Genomic DNA, 15365 nt, shown 5'->3' with positions numbered 1-15365 from the left:
CTGCCGCTTCGCCTCCTGCCATGACCAGCCCATCCGCCTCGCTCAGCCTGCGCCGCTACGGTGCCTCGCCCGGCAGCCACAGCCATTCGCACTTCCAGCTGCTGTGGGGCTGGCAAGGCGTGCTGGAGCTGGACATCGAAGGACGGGGCAGCCGCATGACGGCCGGTCGACTGGCGGTCATCGGCCCCGGCGAGCGGCACGACTTCTGGTCGATCGCCGGCAGCCGCTGCTTCGTGATCGACTGCGGCGACGCACTGCCCCAACTCGACCGGCTGGCGAACCGGGTGCTGGACACCGCCCCGGCCACGCAGGACCTGCTGGCCTTCCTGGCCGCCCACGGCGACAGCGAAGCGGCACGCCAGGCTGGCGCCGCCCTGTTGCTCGCCACCTTGCCCGCGGGCAGCCGCCACGACCAGCGGCCGACCACGCCGGGACGCCGCATCGACTGGCCCGCGCTCGACCGCTGGATCGATGCGCGCCTGGCGGAACCGCTGTCGGTGGCACAGCTGGCGCTGCAGGCCTGCCTCAGCCCCTCGCAGTTCGCCGCCCGCTGCGTGGCCGAACGCGGCCTGGCGCCGATCGCCTATGTGCGCGAGCGTCGCCTGCGCCGGGCGCGCCGGCTGCGGGCCGAGGGCTGGCCGGTGCAGCAGGTCGCGCTGCACTGCGGCTACCGCTCGCCCTCGGCGCTGACCGCCGCGCTGCGCCGCACCGCGGGGCCGGCCGCCTGATACGGCGCCGTCGTTGCGCGACGATGCAGCGTCGTTGCGCGACGACAGCAGCGGCCGCCAGGCCCTATGCTGCGGGCCTATGTCCGCTTCCTCCCGCCTCTCGCATCTCTGCGCCCTGGGTGCCATCGGCCTGTGGGCCTCGCTTGCCACGCTGGGCGTTTCGCTCTCGGCCGTGCCGCCCTTCCTGCTCACCGGCCTGTCACTGCTGATCGGCAGCGTGCCCGCCTGGCCGCGCTGGCGCGAGTGGCGGGTGCCGCCCGGCACGCTGGCGCTGGGGCTGTGGGGCCTGTTCGGCTACCACTTCCTGCTGTTCATCGCGCTGCGGCATGCGCCGCCGGTGGAAGCCAACCTGGTCAACTACCTGTGGCCGCTGCTGATCGTGGTGCTGTCGCCGCTGCTGTTGCCCGGCATGCGGCTGCGGCCGCTGCACCTGGTGGCGGCGGGCGCGGGCTTTGCCGGCGCGGCACTGGCCATCGTCGGCGGGCGCTCGCTGTCGGGCGACTGGTCGTGGGGCTACCTGGCGGCGCTGGGGGCCGCCTTCATGTGGGCCAGCTATTCGCTGATGACCAAGCGGGTGGCCGCCTTCCCCACTTCGGTGATCGGCCTGTTCGGCCTGGTGTCGGGCCTGCTGTCGCTGTTGTGCCACCTGCTGCTGGAGCCAGCCGTGACGCTGGCCGCGCGTGACTGGGGCCTGATTGTGGTGATGGGCCTCGGGCCGCTGGGCGCCGCCTTTTTCCTGTGGGACAAGGCGCTGAAGACCGGTGACCCGCGCACCATCGGCATCTTGAGCTACCTGACGCCACTGGCCTCCACCACCCTGCTGTTGCTGGTGACGGGCCGGGCGCTGACGGCATGGACCGGCGCGGCCGCGCTGCTCATCGTCGGCGCCGCGCTGGTGGGCATGCGGGCACGCGGCTGAGGCGAAGCCGGCTCAGGCTTCGGCCAGCAGTTCCTCGAGCAGCTTGTCGAGGGCGGCGAAATCGGGCTCGCCGAGGTAGCGCTTGACCACTTCGCCGCGCTTGTTGAGCAGGTAGGTGGTGGGCGTCAGCTTGACATCGCCGAATCGCTGGGCGATCTCGCCGCTGCGGTCGATGCTGACCTTGAACGGCAGCTGGCGCGATTGTGCAAAGCGCTGCACGAACTCCGGCTGGTCATAGCTCATCGCCACCGCGACGAAGTCCAGCCCGCGGCCGCGGTACTTCTCGTAGGTCTGCACCATCTGCGGCATCTCCTTGACGCAGGTGACGCAGCTGGTGGCCCAGAAATTGACCAGCACCACCTTGCCCTTGAGGTCCGCGATGTTGTGGCGGCTGCCGTCGAGCAGCACATAGTCGACGGCCGGGGCCGCCTCGCGCTTGCCGAGCGTGAGCCAGGCGCCGCCGGCCACGGCCAGGGCCAGCACGGCGGCAGCCAGATAATGTGTTCTTTTCATGGAGGACTCCGGTGGATCGACGCAAGTTTACGGCGCAGGCCGCCTCCCTCGCTGGCGCGCTGCTGTGCGCGGCGCCCGCGGGTGTGGCGGCGTTCTCGCTTTCCGACCTGAGCGAACGCGAGGCCACCGCCGGCCTGCGTGCCGCGCTGGAACGGGGCGCGCTCGCCGCGGTGGGTTTGCTGGGCCGCCCGGATGGATTCCTCGGCAACCCGAAAGTTCGCATCGAATTGCCCGAGCACCTGCAGCAGGCCGCCGAGCTGCTGAACAGCCTGGGCCAGGGGCGCCGGCTGGAAGAGCTCAAGACCGCGATGAACCGGGCCGCCGAGGCGGCGGTGCCGGAGGCCCGCAGCCTGCTCATCGGTGCGGTCAAGCAGATGAACATTGACGATGCCAAGCGCATCCTGCGCGGCTCGGAGACGTCGGTGACCGAGTTCTTCTCGGCCAAGACGCGCGAGCCGCTGGCTGCGCGCTTCCAGCCCATCGTCGCCCGCATGACGGAGAAGGTCGGCCTGGCGCGGCGCTACAACCACCTGGTGGAGCGGGCGGCCACGTTCGGCCTGGTCGACGAGGGCGCCCGCATCGAGCCTTATGTCACCGCGCGGGCGCTGGACGGGCTCTTCCTGATGATCGGCGAGGAGGAAATCAAGATCCGCCGCGACCCGGTGGGCACCGGCAGCGCCATCCTGCGCAAGGTCTTCGGCAGCCTCTGAGCGCCGGGGCCGCTCACAGGCTGCGCGTCAGCTCGAAGGTCAGCGCCGACGGCAGCGCGCTGGCGATCGCCTGCCGCCCGACCCGGCCCACCGAGCCCGGCACCAGGCCCGAGACCTCGAAGGTCCAGCCCTCCTCGGCGATCTCGATGAACGCCATGTCGGGCGACTCGCTTTCCAGCCGGTGGCGCAGCCGATCGAGCCGTTCCCCGCGCAGGAGCGATTCGTACACCAGCGCATGCGGCAGGCCACGGCCGCAAAAGGCAGCCGCCTCCTCGACCGAGCCGACGAAGTCGAGCACCAGGCCCAGCTCGCGCACCGCGTCGCGCACCTGGCTGCGCAGTTCGCGGCGGCCGGACAGCACCAGCACCTGGCAGCCGGCGAGCGGGCGCGACCGGGTGGAGGGATGCGGGTCGTCCAGCTCGAGCACCGCCAGGCCTTGCATCTGCTCATTCACCGTGCGGGGGAATTCCAGCGTCACGCTGTCCAGGCCGGCCTCCTGGCGGCGCTCCAGGGCGACGCCCATGACCGCCGCCGCATGCGCCAGCAACTGCCAGTCGATGTCCTCGGCCTCGTCGGCCGCGGAGTCGCCCGGTGCGGCCGCGCGCGGTCGGAACCGGCAGGCCAGCCGGCCGTGCACCGGCCAGGCCTTGGTGTCCAGCCTCACTTCCACCGCCGAGCCGGCATGGGCGGCCAGCCAGTCCAGCAAGGCGTCCAGCAGGCTGGTGAGCAGGGCCGGGTCGACGATCACGGCCACTTGCCGCAGCACGGTGCGCAGCGGCAGCCCGCGGCCCAGCAGCTGCGGACGGCGGGCCGCCAGCGCGGCCTGCAGCACCGCGGTCAGGTCCACCCGCTCGTGCGACTGCCGCACCCGGCGCGAGGCATAGCGGGCGATCTGCTGGCTCGCCATGCCGACGCGGCGTGCCTGCGCCAGCTCTTCGCCGAGCCGCTGCAGGCTCAGCGCATCGATGCGCCCACTGGTGCTGAGTGCCTGCACCCGCTCGATGGCGGCGCTGAGCGGACCGGCGATCTGCGCGCCCACCTGGGCCAGCAGCGGGCACCATCGGGCGTCGCCGTCATCGCAGGCGCTTGGATCGTGGGGCAGCGGCAGCCGGGCGGTGCCGGGCGAAAAACTGTGGAGTCCCATGGCGGCGTGGCAAGAAGTGGAAGGTGGGTGAACGTGCCGCCAGTGTGGAAGCCCGCCGCACCGCCGCCGGCCGAGGCGGCCGAAGCGACGGCGGCGCATGCGAACCGCCACCCGCCCGGCCTGTCAATCCTGCTGAGGCCCGCCCCCGGCCAGCGCTCAGGCCAGCGCCAGCAAGGCCGCCAAGAGCTCGCGCGGTGCGCTGATCATTGCGTCGTGGCCGGTCGGGATCTCCACCACCTGCCAACCCGGCTCGCTGCGCACCCGCTGGCGTGATGCCGCCACCGTGGGCAGGGCCGGGTCGGTGCAGTCGATGAAAGTCTTGGGCAGGCTGAACACGCGCGCCCCGTCGAACTGCAGCGGGCTGTCGTAGACGCCGCCGGGCTGCGGCGTCTGCCGCCGCTGGACCCAGGCGGCATCCTCGCCGTCGAGGCCGAACGCGGTCGGCGCAGCCGGCGGCAGGCTGCCGTGCTGGGAGATCTGCGCGCGCCGGTCCCGCTGGGTCTCGGGGCTGTGGCGGCTGGACCAGCTCTCGCCGGGGTTCGGCACCACCGCGTCGAGGTACACCAGGTGGCGGATGCGCGCAGCCATGCGGTCGGCGACACCGGTCACCACCATGCCGGCGTAGCTGTGGCCGACCAGCACGGCGGCATCCAGCTCCTCGGCCTCGATGACGCGCGCCACGTCTTCCACATGGGTCTGCAGCGTGATGGGGGTGCCGATCTGGTGGGCACGCTCGCCCACGCCGCTCAGGCTCACCGCGAAGGCGCGGTGCCCGGCCTGCCAGAGGCCCGGCAGGATCCGCTTCCAGCACCAGGCGCCATGCCAGGCACCGTGCACGAGTACGTAGTCGGCCATCCTTGCTCCTTGTCGATCCGTGTCGGTTGCAGCGGCCCGATGCCGCGGGCCGGCAGCGGGTGCACCGATTGTGCGTGGCTGAAGATAATCGGGCGGATGAACCGACTTTCGCCCGCCCTTGCGGCGGCCCTGCTGCTTTCGGCCTGCAGCCCCAGCCTCGACTGGCGCGAAGTGCGCCCCGAGGGGGCCGGCCTGCGCGCCCTCTTCCCCTGCAAGCCGCTGAGCCATGCGCGCAGCGTGGTGCTGGCGGGCCAGCCCGCCCGCATGGAGATGCACAGCTGCAGCACCGGCGGCTGGACCTTTGGACTGACCTTCGCCGACCTCGGCGACCCGGCCCGGGTGGAGCCCGCGCTGCAACAGCTACGGCAGGCCGCCAGCGCCAATGTCGGCGGCCCCGAGGCGGTGATCGGCCCGATGCGCGCATCCGGCATGACGCCCCACCCGCAAGCGCTGCGCGTGCAGGCCCAGGGCCGGCGGCCGGACGGCAGCGTGCTGCTGCAACAGGCCGGCTTCTTCGCCAGGGGCACGGTGGTCTACCAGGCGAGCATCGTCGGCCACGAGGCGGCGCCGCCCGAGGTGCTGGACAGCTTCTTCGGCGGTTTCACGCTGCAATGACGCATGGGCCGGGCCGGGCCGGCACCGTTCCTGCCTTGCCACACTGTGGTCTTAAAGCCGGCGCCTTGCCGGCCAGTGCGCCGATAATCGCCCTTCCTCCTATGCCCGGCATCCTCATCATCGCCCACGCCCCCCTCGCCAGCGCGCTGAAGGCTTGCGCCGCGCACACCTTCCCGGATTGCGGCGCCACCGTGGAGGCGCTGGACGTGGCCCCCAACCTCGCGGTCGAGGACATCGAGGCGCAGGCCCGGGTGCTGCTGGCGCGGGTGCGCTCGCCGGAGGCGCTGATCCTCACCGACGTGTTCGGCGCCACGCCCTGCAACGTGGCGCAGCGGCTGGCCGACGGCGTGAGCGTCAAGGTTGTCGCCGGGGCGAATGTGCCGATGCTGTGGCGCAGTCTGTGTTATCAAGGCGAGCCGCTCGACGCGCTGGTCGCCCGCGCGGTGGCGGGGGCGACGCAGGGTGTCATGCAAGTAGCGATCACGCGGCCCCAGAATCAGGCACAGAACGTGGGCAACCGACCCGGACATGATCAAGCAGAACATCACCATCAGCAATAAGCTCGGCCTGCACGCGCGTGCCTCGGCCAAGCTCACCAAGCTGGCCGCCGCCTACCGCAGCGACATCTTCATGAGCCGCAACGGCCGCCGCGTGAATGCCAAGAGCATCATGGGCGTCATGATGCTGGCCGCCGGCCTGGGCGCGGAGGTCGAGCTGGAAGTGGACGGCCCCGACGAGCAGGAGGCGATGACCGCCCTGGTTGCGCTGATCGACGACAAGTTCGGCGAAGGCGAATAGGCTGCCGGCCCGTGGCGCGGGCCGCGGCCCCGGCCGGGCTCAGCTGCGCTGAAAATGCCGGCGGTAGCGCGCCGGCAGGTCCTGCAGGCGCATCAGCATCGGCAGGTCGGCGGTGTTGAAGTCGGGGTCCCAGGCCGGCGCGCCGAGGATGCGGGCACCGCAACGCAGGTAACCCTTGATCAGTGCCGGCGGCTCCACGTCGAGGTCGCGGCGCAGCTCGTGCACCGGCAACGGCAGGCGCGGCCGCACCTGCCACTCGATCGGTGCCAGGTGGGTCTCGCGCAGGCGCTGCCACAGGCTGGCCGCCACATGGCCACCGTCGCGCATGCTGATGCTGGCGCAGCCGATCATCGTGTCCAGCCCGTTGCGCCACATGAACTCGGCCAGCGCGGCCCACAGCGCCAGGATGGCGCCCCCGGAGCGGAAGTCCGGATGCACGCAGGAGCGGCCCAGCTCCACCATGCGCGGACGCAGCGGCCGCAGGCGGGTCAGGTCGAATTCGGTCTCGCTGTACAGGCCGCCGAGCCGCTTGGCCGCCTCGGGCGTCAGCACCCGATAGGTGCCGATGACCGGCCCCGGGCCGCGGCGACCCGGCTCGCCGGCGGCACGCACCAGCAGGTGCTCGCAATGGGCGTCGAACATGTCGATGTCGTGGCCGGCGGGCGAGCCCGGCGGCGGCGACAGCCGCGCCCCCATCTCCTCGGCGAAGATCTGGTACCTCAGGCGCTGTGCTTCGAGGACCTCGTCCGCATCTCGCGCCCAAGCCACTTCCAGCCGGGCAGGCGGGGCATCCGCCGCAGCCGCAGCAACTGCCGCAGCGCCTGGATGAAGCGACCTCCGGGGTGGCATACGGATGTCCGCCAGGGGCATCGTCGGCATCGGCACGTCTCTCATCTGCTCCTCCCTTGCAAGATGCCAGCAGCGTAGGCAGGCGCGGTGACGCAGGCATGACCCGCAGATGACGCTTGCATGAAGCCGGCCCGCGGCGGGCGTGGCCGAGGCTGCACGTCCAGCCGCGGTGCGGCCGGCGGCATTTCTTCTGCCGACCGGGGGCTCTGCCGTGGTAACTTCCGGCAACAAACCTACACCGGCTGGCATGTGGTCCTCTCCTGATTCCCTGGCATCCCTGCGCTCCTGGCGGGCTGTGCTGCAGTGGCTGCGCTGGAGCAGCACCAGCCCGCGCGGGCGGCTGCTCACGGTGCTGCTCTCGCTGGTGGTGCTGGTGCTCGGTGGCGGCTGGCTCTGGCAAGGCGGCACCGTCTACGCGTTGCAGGCCCTGGTGCTGCTGGTGCCGGTCGTCCTGCTCACGCTGGTGCTCGGCGCGGTCGGCGGGCTGCTGGCCGGCGGCCTGGCGGCGGCCTTGCTGTTCGCGCTGTCGGGGGCCAGTCCGGCAGTCGCCAACGCCGGCCCGCCCTGGTTGCAGGCGGTGCTGTTCACCGGATTCGCCTTGCTGCTGTCCTTGCTGGCGCTGGCGCTGCGGGCGTATGTCCAGCGGGCCCAGCACCTGCTGGCCGAGGACCGCGTGCTGCGCGAGCACGAGCGCGAATTGCGCGAATTGAACAACCGGCTGGAGCTGGCCGCGCAGGCGGCCAGCTTCGGCGTCTGGGAGTACGACGTGGCGCGCCGCCACTTCATGCTCGACGCCCGGGTGCTGGCGCTGCTTGGCGCGGCGGGGCCCGCCCGCGAGATGAGCTACGAGGCGGTGCGTGCCCTGGTGCACCCGGAGGACCGGGAGCGGCTCGAGCGGCGCTTCGAGCAGGTGCTGGCCCAGGAATCGGTGTACGACGTGCAGTTCCGCGTGCGGTTGCCGGAGGGCGGGGTGCGCTGGCTGCGCAGCGTCGGCAAGGTGGAACGCGACGCGCGTGGCGCGGCCTGCCGCGTGGTGGGCCTGGACCACGACATCACCCGTGACGCCGAGGCCCGGCTGTCCGACCTGCGGGCCCAGGAAGCGCTGCGGGAGCTCAATGCGCGCCTGAACGTGGCGCTGTCGGCGGTGCATGCCTCGGTGTGGGTCTACGACGCGGCCAGCGGCCGGCTGGAATGGGACGAGCGCGGCGACGACCTCTACGGCCAGCCGCTCAACGACCGCCCGGGCGCCTGGGAGGCCAGCCTCGCGCCGGACACCGCAGCCGCCACCGTGCAGCGCTGGCGGGCCCACCTGGACGACCCGCAGTGCGACAGCTTCAACCTGGAGTATGGCGTGCGGCATCCGGCGCGCGGCTTGCGCCATGTGCGCTGCGTCGGGCGCATCGAGCGTGACGGCCAGGGCCGGCCGCTGCGCGCGATCGGCCTGGACCTGGACGTCACCGAGCAGCGCGTCACCGCGCAGCGCGCCGAGGAACTGTCGAACCGGCTGCAGCTGGCCATCTCCGCCTCGGGGCTGGGCATCTGGCTGCTCGACCTGGAAGCCGGCCGCACCGAGTGGAACGACGAGCTGTACCGCATCTACGGCGAAGATCCCCGCCACTTCCAGCCCACCCTGAACACCTGGGAGGAGCGGCTGCATCCGGACGACCTCGACCGCGTACGCACGGCCGCGGCCCGGACCCTGAGTGGCGAGCCGGTGGATGTGGACGAGTACCGCATCCTGCGGCCCGACGGCGAGGTGCGGACCGTGCGCACCCGGCTGCGCCACGTCCGCAACCCGGCCGGGCGCACGCTGCGGGTGGTGGGTGCCACCCTCGACATCACCGAGCAGAAGCAGGCCACCCAGGCCATCGAGCGGGCCCGCGCCGCGGCCGAGGAAGCCAACCGGCTCAAGAGCGAATTCCTGGCCAACATGAGCCACGAGATCCGCACGCCGATGAACGCCATCATCGGCATGACCGGCCTGGCCCTGCTCGGCGAGCTGCCGCCGCGCGAGCAGCAGCATGTGGCCAAGGCCAATGGCGCGGCGCGCAACCTGCTGCGGGTGTTGAACGACATCCTCGACTTCTCCAAGATCGAGGCCGGCCGGCTGGAGGTGGAGGCCACTCGCTTCTCGCTGCACGAGGTGCTGGAACAGGTGGTGGACGTGGTCGGCCTGCAGGCGGCCGAGAAGGGCCTGGAGCTGGTGATGGACCTGCCCGCCTCGCTGCCGGCCGAGCACCTGGGCGATCCGACGCGGCTGGCGCAGGTGCTGACCAACCTGCTGGCCAATGCGGTGAAGTTCACCGCGCAGGGCCGGGTGGTGCTGCGCGCCGGCGTGCTGGCGGCGGTGCCCGGGACGGCGCCACGGCGGCTGCGCTTCGAGGTCAGCGACACCGGCATCGGGCTGGATGCGGCGCAGCAGGCGCTGCTGTTCCAGCCCTTCAGCCAGGCCGACAACTCCACCACGCGGCGCTTCGGCGGCACCGGCCTGGGCCTGGTGATCTGCCGCCGCCTGCTGGAGCTGATGGGCGGGCAGATCGGCGTGCAGTCGCGGCCCGGCGCTGGCGCCACCTTCTGGTTCGAGCTGCCGCTGACCGCCTGCGAGCCGGGCACGCCGCTGGGCGGCCCGCTGCCGCCGGCCCGGCCGCAATGGGTGCTGGTGGTGGATGACGATGCCGCCACCCGCGCCGCGCTGGTGCGGCTGCTGCAGGGCATGGGCCACCAGGCGGCCGGTGCCGCCGGCGCGGCCGAGGCGCGCCAGCTCTGGCAGGCGCACCGGCCGCAGGGCCTGCGTCGCACCGTCGTCCTGCTGGACGCCGGGCTGCCCGATGGCGCCGCGCTGTCACTGGCCGCGGAATTCGCCCGCGAGGCGCCAGCGCCCCGCGTGCTGCTGATGTGCCGCCCGCAGGAGCCCGACACCTTGCGGCAGCAGTCGCAACGGGCCGGCGTGCACGGCTGGCTGAGCAAGCCGGTGCTGCCGGCGCCGCTGCGCGTTGCGCTGGGCGAGGCGAGCAGCGACCCCGCCACCCGCCCCGGCCACCTCAGCCTGCCAGCCTTGCGCGGCATGAAGGTGCTGCTGGCCGAAGACAACCCGCTCAACCGGGAACTGGCCATCGAGTTGCTGCAGCGCGCCGGCGTGCAGGTGAGCACGGTGGGCAGCGGCCGCGAAGCGGTGGAGGCAGTTCAGCACGACAGCTTCGACGCCGTGCTGATGGACGTGCAGATGCCTGAGATGGACGGCTTCGAGGCGACCCGCCGCATTCGGGCGCTGGGCGGCCCGCACGCCTGGCTGCCCATCATCGCGATGACGGCACACGCCATGGCGGGCGACCGCGAGCGCTCGCTGGCGGCCGGCATGGACGACCACCTGGCCAAGCCGATCGACACCGCGCTGCTGTTGCGCACGCTGCAACGCTGGGGCGGCCAGCAGCCCGAGGTGGATGCCGCCACCCGCCCGGCCCGCTGGGCCGACACGCCGGCCCGGCCCGGCCCGCCGGACGCACCGCCGCCGGTCGACGGGCCCAGCGTGCTCGACGCGCAGGCCGCCCTGCGCGGCTGCGGCGGCTCGCCGGCCATCCTGCGGCGGGCGCTGCAGCGTTTCGTGGAGCTGTATGCCGAGCCGCCGCTACAGGCCGGCGACCCGCCGGAGACCGCTGCCCGCGCGGCCCATAGCCTCAAGGGCGTGGCCGGCTCGCTGGGCATGCAGGCGCTGCAGGAGCGCGCCCGCCATGCCGAGCTGAGCAGCCGCGGCGGCCAGGCCCTGCCGCCCGCCACCCGCGAGCGGCTCAATGCCGCGGTCGCGGCGGCACGCGCCGCGGCGCTGGCTTGGCTGCAGCAGCCGCCGGAGCGTTGAAGGCGGCAGGTCGGCGGCGTGTCGAGGCGGCACGGCGACCGGCGCCGCACGAGGCGGGCGGCACGGCTTGCAGCCGCGGCGGCACGCGCCGCGCACTGGCTGGGCTGAAGCAGCCGCCGGAGGGAAGGCGTAAGGCCGGCAACCGTGTTCAGGCGACGCGGCGACCGCCGGCGCACCAGGCGGGCGGCCAGGCTTGCGGTCGTGGCGGCACGCCCCGCAGCACGGGCTTGGCTGCAGCAGCCGCCGGAGGGTTGAAGGCGGCAGGCCGGCAACGGTGTTCAGGCAACGCGGCGACCGCCGCCGCACGAGGCGGACGGCCTGGCTCGCACTGCACGACGCCGGCGGCTGGCCAGCCCCGCCGCAGCGGTGCAGCCTCGCAAATCCATCCCTCAGGCCTTCAGCCCCCTCAGCGCCCTGCGCCCTTCAGCGCCCGTAGCCCCCTCAGCGGCCTCGGCCCTTCAGCCCCGCGTGCCCCAGGCTGCCGGCATGCCCCGATGCAGGCAGGCCGTATGCCGGTCAGCCGCTCCACGGGCCGGCGGCGCGCCGCCCCACTCAGTCCTCCAGCGGCAGGCCCACATAGTTTTCGGCCAGCGCCGTGGCCGCGGCACGGGAATGCACCAGGTAGTCAAGCTCCGCCTCCTGCAACTTGTGGCCGAAGTCGTCGGTGTCGGGGAAGCGGTGCAGCAGGCTCGTCATGTGCCAGGAGAAGCGCTCGGCCTTCCAGACGCGCCGCAGGCACCTGGCCGAATAGGCGTCGAGGCCGGCATCGCTGCGTTCGGCGTAATGCTCGATCAGCGCCCGCGAAAGATAGCGCACGTCCGAGGCCGCCAGGTTCAGGCCCTTGGCCCCGGTGGGCGGCACGATGTGGGCCGCGTCGCCGGCCAGGAACAGCCGGCCGAAGCGCATCGGCTCCACCACGAAGCTGCGCAGCGGCGCGATGCCCTTCTCCAGCGACGGCCCGGTCACCAGCGCCTCGGCCGCGGCCGGGTCGAGGCGGCGGCGCAGCTCGTCCCAGAAATCGTCGTCGCTCCAGCGCTCCACCCGGTCGGCCAGGCTGCACTGCAGGTAGTGCCGGCTGCGGGTGGGCGAGCGCATGCTGCACAGCGCAAAACCGCGCGCATGGTTGGAATAGATCAGCTCGTCCGACACGGGTGGCGTGTCCGCCAGCAGGCCCAGCCAGCCGAAGGGATAGAGGCGCTCGAACACGGCCAGCGCACGTGGCGGCACGCTGGCCCGGCTGATGCCGTGGAAGCCGTCGCAGCCGGCGATGAAGTCGCAGGCCAGCTCCCGCAGCTGGCCGCCCTCGCGCCAGCTCACCCGCGGGTGGGGCGCATCGAAGCCGTGCAGCTGCACCTCCGCCGCCTCGTACACCGTGGGCAGGCCCGCCGCCTCGCGTGCGGCCATCAGGTCGCGGGTGATCTCGGTCTGGCCGTAGACACGCACTGCGCGGCCACCGGTGAGGGCATGCAGGTCGAGCCGATGGCGGCGACCGGCAAAGGCCAGGGCAATGCCGTGGTGAACCAGCCCCTCGCGGTGCATCCGCTGGCCCACGCCGGCCTCGTCCAGCAGGTCCTGCGTCACCTGCTCGATGATGCCGGCGCGGATGCGGCCGAGCACATGCTCCTGGCTGCGCTGCTCGAGCACGACCGTCGCCACGCCGGCGCGGTGCAGCAGCTGGGCCAGCAGCAGCCCGGCCGGGCCGGCGCCGACGATGGCCACCTGGGTGCGAGCGCCCGTGCGCGAGGGAAAAGAAGAAGCCTGCATCGTTGGAGCCTACCGAGCGCAAGGTCCCGGCGAAATGGACGGATACGACAATCACTTGGACAATCGGAACATCGCCACTCGCCGTCGCCCGCATGACCCGGGTTCCCACCTACACCCTCTACGGCGAGCTGCAACGGGCCCATGTGCCCGACAGCCTGCATGTGGAGTCCATCGCCGAGCGCAGCCGCCTGCATGGCTGGGAGATCAAGCCGCACCGGCACGACGCGCTGGTGCAGCTGCTGTGCCTGCGCTCAGGCACCGGTGAGGCGGTGTTCGAGGCGCAGCGGCATCCCTTCGTCGCCCCCTGCGTGATTTATGTGCCCGCCCTCACGGTGCACGGCTTTCGCTTCTCCAGTGACATCGACGGCGTGGTGGTGACGGTCGCCGAAGGCCAGCTCGACCGCCTGCCGGCCGACGCACCCGAACTGGCCGCCCGCCTGCAAGCCCCGCACTGCCTGTGCTGGCCACACCGCTCGGCCGTCGGCTTCGCCCAGGTCGACCAGGCAGTGGCCGTGCTGACGGCAGAGGCCCATGGCTTTGCGGTGGGCCGTCGCACCGCCATTGCCTCGGCCTGGGCGTTGGCGCTGGTGCATCTCGCCCGGGCGGTTGCCGACGCCCAGCGGCGGGCGCAAGGGCCGGCGGCGCGCAGCCTGCAGCATGCACAGCGCTTCCGGGCCTTGCTGGAGCAATCCTTCCGCACCGAGCGCAGCCTGGCGTTCTATGCCGGGCAGCTGGGCATCACGCCGACGCAACTCAACCGGGTCTGCCGCCAGGTGTTCGGCACTTCGGCGCTCGGCGCACTGCACCGCCGCCTGGTCCTGGAGGCGCAGCGCGACCTGGCCTACTCGCTGCTGAGCGTGAAGGAGATCGCCCTGTCGCTCGGATTCTCGGAGGCGGCCTATTTCACCCGCTTCTTCGCGCGGCAGACCGGCAGTGCCCCCAGCGACTTCCGTGCTGCCGCGCGCCGCGAGCTGGCGCGCCGGCCCGCGGGGCTCAGTTCGCCCGCACCTCGCTGACCAGTTCCTTGCAAATGGCCTGCACCTGCTGGGCCGTCATGGCGGAGAAGATGCCCTGCCAGGCGGTGGACGAGGTGTTGTACGAGCGCTCCCCGTAGACCGCCCCCGAGCGCGCATCGACGAAGCGCACCCGGGCATTGACATAGGCGTTGCCCGTCATCGCGCCGAGGCCGTAGCGCGCCCCGGTGGAGACGTAGCGGTAGTCCTCCACCTGCACCTGCAGCAGGGTGCCGGCCTCGCGGCCGGGCTTGCTGTTGCCGTCCTGCCAGTTGAAGCGCTTGTCGGCGGCGCTGGCTTCGGCCTGCATGGCATCGCGCCAGACCGCGCGGAAGTCGGCCCAGTCGGACGACTGGCTGGCCTTGGGCGAGCCGGAGACGCTCAGCACGATGCGCTTGGACGCATCGACCGGAATGCGCAAGGGCGCCGCTTCACCCTCGCCCCGGTTCACGGTTGCCGCACAACCCGTCAGCACCACACAAGCCGTCAGCACGGCGCCTGAAAGCAATCTCATCGCACGCCCCCTGTGTTGGGAAGAAGCACCTGTCCGCTGCCCCGCGATACATGACAGCGTCAGGTGCCTGGTTGGGGCGCAGTTTAGAAAAAAGGGCGCATGCGGCACCACCACCAGAAGAGGGAAGCCGGCAGGCCCGCAGGCGCAGTGGCACCGCGCGGCTGGACCCCGGGCTGGAGCGCCGGCGCACGGCCGCGACAGCGGTCAGCGGTCAGCGGTCAGCGGCCAGCGGCCAGCGGCCAGCGGCCAGCGGCCAGCGGCCAGCGGCCAGCGGCCAGCAGTCAGCAGTCAGCAGTCAGCAGTCAGCAGTCAGCGGCCAGCGGCCAGCGGCCAGCGGCCAGCGGCCAGCGGCCAGCGGCCAGCGGCCAGCGGCCAGCGGCCAGCGGCCAGCGGTCAGCGGTCAGCGGTCAGCGGCCAGCGGCCAGCGGCCAGCGGCCAGCGGCCAGCGGCCAGCGGCCGACCGTGAACCGTGAGCGGTGCGCGGCCCACCGCCCTCTGCCGTTGCGACGACGACTGCAAAAGCAAGGCCTGCTTGTGTCCGATGCACGGCGCAGGAAGGAGGCCCCCCAGCTGGCATGCCGGCCGGCGCCCCGGGCCGTTGACTGTCTCTTACACATTGCTTTTTCCCATGCGCGGCGGATGCGCCTAGGCTGAGGACCAGGGTTGGCCTGCGACACCACCTTCCGCGCTCTAGGTGCGCGGGGCGCGCGTGCCCATCCGACGACTGCCGCGCTTCGGCGACACGCCCTGAAGGCGACGGCACTGTGGTGCATCACCAGGCCGGCGGCATCGCGGGCTGGAACATATCGGGGGTCGGACTTGAAGCGAACCATGCTTGCCGGCAGACGCTGCGGCGCTGCCCACCGCGCTCGCATCCGAGGTGCTGTGCAGGTGCCGCCACCTGCGGCGGAACACGCCGCTCCACGCCCCCCCGGTGGCCTGCACAGGGCGGCGCCATTGTCACGACGGGGGCACCGAGGGCTCGACCCACAAGGCATGCCCGCGGGCTGACGGCTCTACCCCGCCACAGCAGCCCGTCCAGCGGCCGCACCGCGATGTAACACCTTGCCGGCAGATCGCCATCCCAACC

Annotated in this window: 14 protein-coding genes; 8 read left to right on the top strand and 6 right to left on the bottom strand. The window is 72.4% G+C overall.

Annotated elements, in window-relative coordinates:
* The first annotated feature begins 20 nt into the window (after positions 1-20).
* Both N7L95_RS18990 and N7L95_RS18985 read left to right on the top strand, forming a co-directional pair.
* On the top strand, positions 21-728 hold the full coding sequence (locus N7L95_RS18990) for a helix-turn-helix domain-containing protein (RefSeq protein WP_301256818.1): 708 nt from the start codon (positions 21-23) through the stop codon (positions 726-728).
* A gap of 79 nt (positions 729-807) precedes the next feature.
* Positions 808-1647, top strand: coding sequence for a DMT family transporter (locus tag N7L95_RS18985; protein WP_301256817.1), 840 nt, complete (start codon positions 808-810; stop codon positions 1645-1647).
* Between the two features lie 12 nt (positions 1648-1659).
* Here the strand turns inward: N7L95_RS18985 and N7L95_RS18980 are convergent, their stop codons facing one another.
* A complete protein-coding gene (locus tag N7L95_RS18980) occupies positions 1660-2160 on the bottom strand; it encodes a TlpA family protein disulfide reductase (RefSeq protein ID WP_301256816.1) in 501 nt (166 codons plus the stop codon).
* Positions 2161-2171: 11 nt separating this feature from the next.
* On the opposite strand from N7L95_RS18980, the gene N7L95_RS18975 reads away from it, so the two are divergent.
* Complete coding sequence (locus N7L95_RS18975; RefSeq protein WP_301256815.1) at positions 2172-2870, top strand: DUF4197 domain-containing protein; 699 nt, start codon at positions 2172-2174, stop codon at positions 2868-2870.
* Positions 2871-2883: 13 nt separating this feature from the next.
* Here the strand turns inward: N7L95_RS18975 and N7L95_RS18970 are convergent, their stop codons facing one another.
* Entirely contained in the window at positions 2884-4014 is a 1131-nt protein-coding gene (locus tag N7L95_RS18970; RefSeq protein ID WP_301256814.1) for a hypothetical protein, read from the bottom strand.
* A 156-nt stretch (positions 4015-4170) separates the two neighbouring features.
* The gene (locus N7L95_RS18965) at positions 4171-4869 is read right to left on the bottom strand and encodes an alpha/beta fold hydrolase (protein ID WP_301256813.1); all 699 of its coding nucleotides are present in this window, start codon (positions 4867-4869) and stop codon (positions 4171-4173) included.
* A gap of 96 nt (positions 4870-4965) precedes the next feature.
* On the opposite strand from N7L95_RS18965, the gene N7L95_RS18960 reads away from it, so the two are divergent.
* The 3 genes from N7L95_RS18960 (at position 4966) to N7L95_RS18950 (ending at position 6282) form a co-directional block, all read left to right on the top strand.
* Complete coding sequence (locus tag N7L95_RS18960; RefSeq protein WP_301256812.1) at positions 4966-5484, top strand: hypothetical protein; 519 nt, start codon at positions 4966-4968, stop codon at positions 5482-5484.
* Between the two features lie 101 nt (positions 5485-5585).
* Positions 5586-6044: a PTS sugar transporter subunit IIA gene (locus N7L95_RS18955; protein ID WP_301256811.1), complete on the top strand. Its 459-nt coding sequence runs from the start codon at positions 5586-5588 to the stop codon at positions 6042-6044.
* Positions 6013-6282 carry an HPr family phosphocarrier protein gene (locus N7L95_RS18950; RefSeq protein ID WP_301256810.1) on the top strand — a complete coding sequence of 90 codons (270 nt, stop codon included), beginning with the start codon at positions 6013-6015 and terminating at the stop codon, positions 6280-6282. The genes N7L95_RS18955 and N7L95_RS18950 overlap by 32 nt, the downstream gene beginning before the upstream one ends.
* Positions 6283-6321: 39 nt before the next feature.
* Here the strand turns inward: N7L95_RS18950 and N7L95_RS18945 are convergent, their stop codons facing one another.
* Entirely contained in the window at positions 6322-7176 is an 855-nt protein-coding gene (locus N7L95_RS18945) for a GNAT family N-acetyltransferase (protein ID WP_301256809.1), read from the bottom strand.
* Positions 7177-7378: 202 nt separating this feature from the next.
* On the opposite strand from N7L95_RS18945, the gene N7L95_RS18940 reads away from it, so the two are divergent.
* Positions 7379-10984 (top strand): hybrid sensor histidine kinase/response regulator, encoded by a 3606-nt coding sequence (locus N7L95_RS18940; protein ID WP_301256808.1) that lies wholly within the window; start codon positions 7379-7381, stop codon positions 10982-10984.
* A 552-nt stretch (positions 10985-11536) separates the two neighbouring features.
* On the opposite strand, the gene pobA is transcribed toward N7L95_RS18940, so the two are convergent.
* The gene (gene pobA / locus N7L95_RS18935; protein ID WP_301256807.1) at positions 11537-12748 is read right to left on the bottom strand and encodes a 4-hydroxybenzoate 3-monooxygenase; all 1212 of its coding nucleotides are present in this window, start codon (positions 12746-12748) and stop codon (positions 11537-11539) included.
* A 92-nt stretch (positions 12749-12840) separates the two neighbouring features.
* Here pobA and N7L95_RS18930 point away from each other — a divergent pair, with 92 nt between their 5' ends.
* Complete coding sequence (locus N7L95_RS18930) at positions 12841-13764, top strand: helix-turn-helix domain-containing protein (RefSeq protein ID WP_301256806.1); 924 nt, start codon at positions 12841-12843, stop codon at positions 13762-13764.
* Here N7L95_RS18930 and N7L95_RS18925 read toward each other — a convergent pair.
* Positions 13742-14275, bottom strand: a complete 534-nt coding sequence (locus tag N7L95_RS18925; protein ID WP_301256805.1) for a hypothetical protein — start codon at positions 14273-14275, stop codon at positions 13742-13744. The genes N7L95_RS18930 and N7L95_RS18925 overlap by 23 nt on opposite strands.
* Positions 14276-15365 lie beyond the last annotated feature (1090 nt).

Origin of the sequence: Eleftheria terrae, from assembly GCF_030419005.1 — a bacterium.
GTDB classification, from domain to species: Bacteria; Pseudomonadota; Gammaproteobacteria; order Burkholderiales; family Burkholderiaceae_C; genus Caldimonas; species Caldimonas terrae.
The sequence above is the reverse complement of the archived record's forward strand: the minus strand, read 5'-3'. Positions and strand labels throughout refer to the sequence as shown.

What these genes read in the sequence shown, in the direction of transcription:
- N7L95_RS18960 (WP_301256812.1), top strand. Translation starts at nt 4,966, where the DNA reads ATGAACCGACTTTCGCCCGCCCTTGCGGCGGCCCTGCTGCTTTCGGCC.
- N7L95_RS18945 (WP_301256809.1), bottom strand. Translation starts at nt 7,176, where the DNA reads ATGAGAGACGTGCCGATGCCGACGATGCCCCTGGCGGACATCCGTATG.
- N7L95_RS18930 (WP_301256806.1), top strand. Translation starts at nt 12,841, where the DNA reads ATGACCCGGGTTCCCACCTACACCCTCTACGGCGAGCTGCAACGGGCC.
- N7L95_RS18985 (WP_301256817.1), top strand. Translation starts at nt 808, where the DNA reads ATGTCCGCTTCCTCCCGCCTCTCGCATCTCTGCGCCCTGGGTGCCATC.
- N7L95_RS18965 (WP_301256813.1), bottom strand. Translation starts at nt 4,869, where the DNA reads ATGGCCGACTACGTACTCGTGCACGGTGCCTGGCATGGCGCCTGGTGC.
- N7L95_RS18970 (WP_301256814.1), bottom strand. Translation starts at nt 4,014, where the DNA reads ATGGGACTCCACAGTTTTTCGCCCGGCACCGCCCGGCTGCCGCTGCCC.
- N7L95_RS18950 (WP_301256810.1), top strand. Translation starts at nt 6,013, where the DNA reads ATGATCAAGCAGAACATCACCATCAGCAATAAGCTCGGCCTGCACGCG.
- pobA (WP_301256807.1), bottom strand. Translation starts at nt 12,748, where the DNA reads ATGCAGGCTTCTTCTTTTCCCTCGCGCACGGGCGCTCGCACCCAGGTG.
- N7L95_RS18990 (WP_301256818.1), top strand. Translation starts at nt 21, where the DNA reads ATGACCAGCCCATCCGCCTCGCTCAGCCTGCGCCGCTACGGTGCCTCG.
- N7L95_RS18980 (WP_301256816.1), bottom strand. Translation starts at nt 2,160, where the DNA reads ATGAAAAGAACACATTATCTGGCTGCCGCCGTGCTGGCCCTGGCCGTG.
- N7L95_RS18925 (WP_301256805.1), bottom strand. Translation starts at nt 14,275, where the DNA reads ATGAGATTGCTTTCAGGCGCCGTGCTGACGGCTTGTGTGGTGCTGACG.
- N7L95_RS18940 (WP_301256808.1), top strand. Translation starts at nt 7,379, where the DNA reads ATGTGGTCCTCTCCTGATTCCCTGGCATCCCTGCGCTCCTGGCGGGCT.
- N7L95_RS18955 (WP_301256811.1), top strand. Translation starts at nt 5,586, where the DNA reads ATGCCCGGCATCCTCATCATCGCCCACGCCCCCCTCGCCAGCGCGCTG.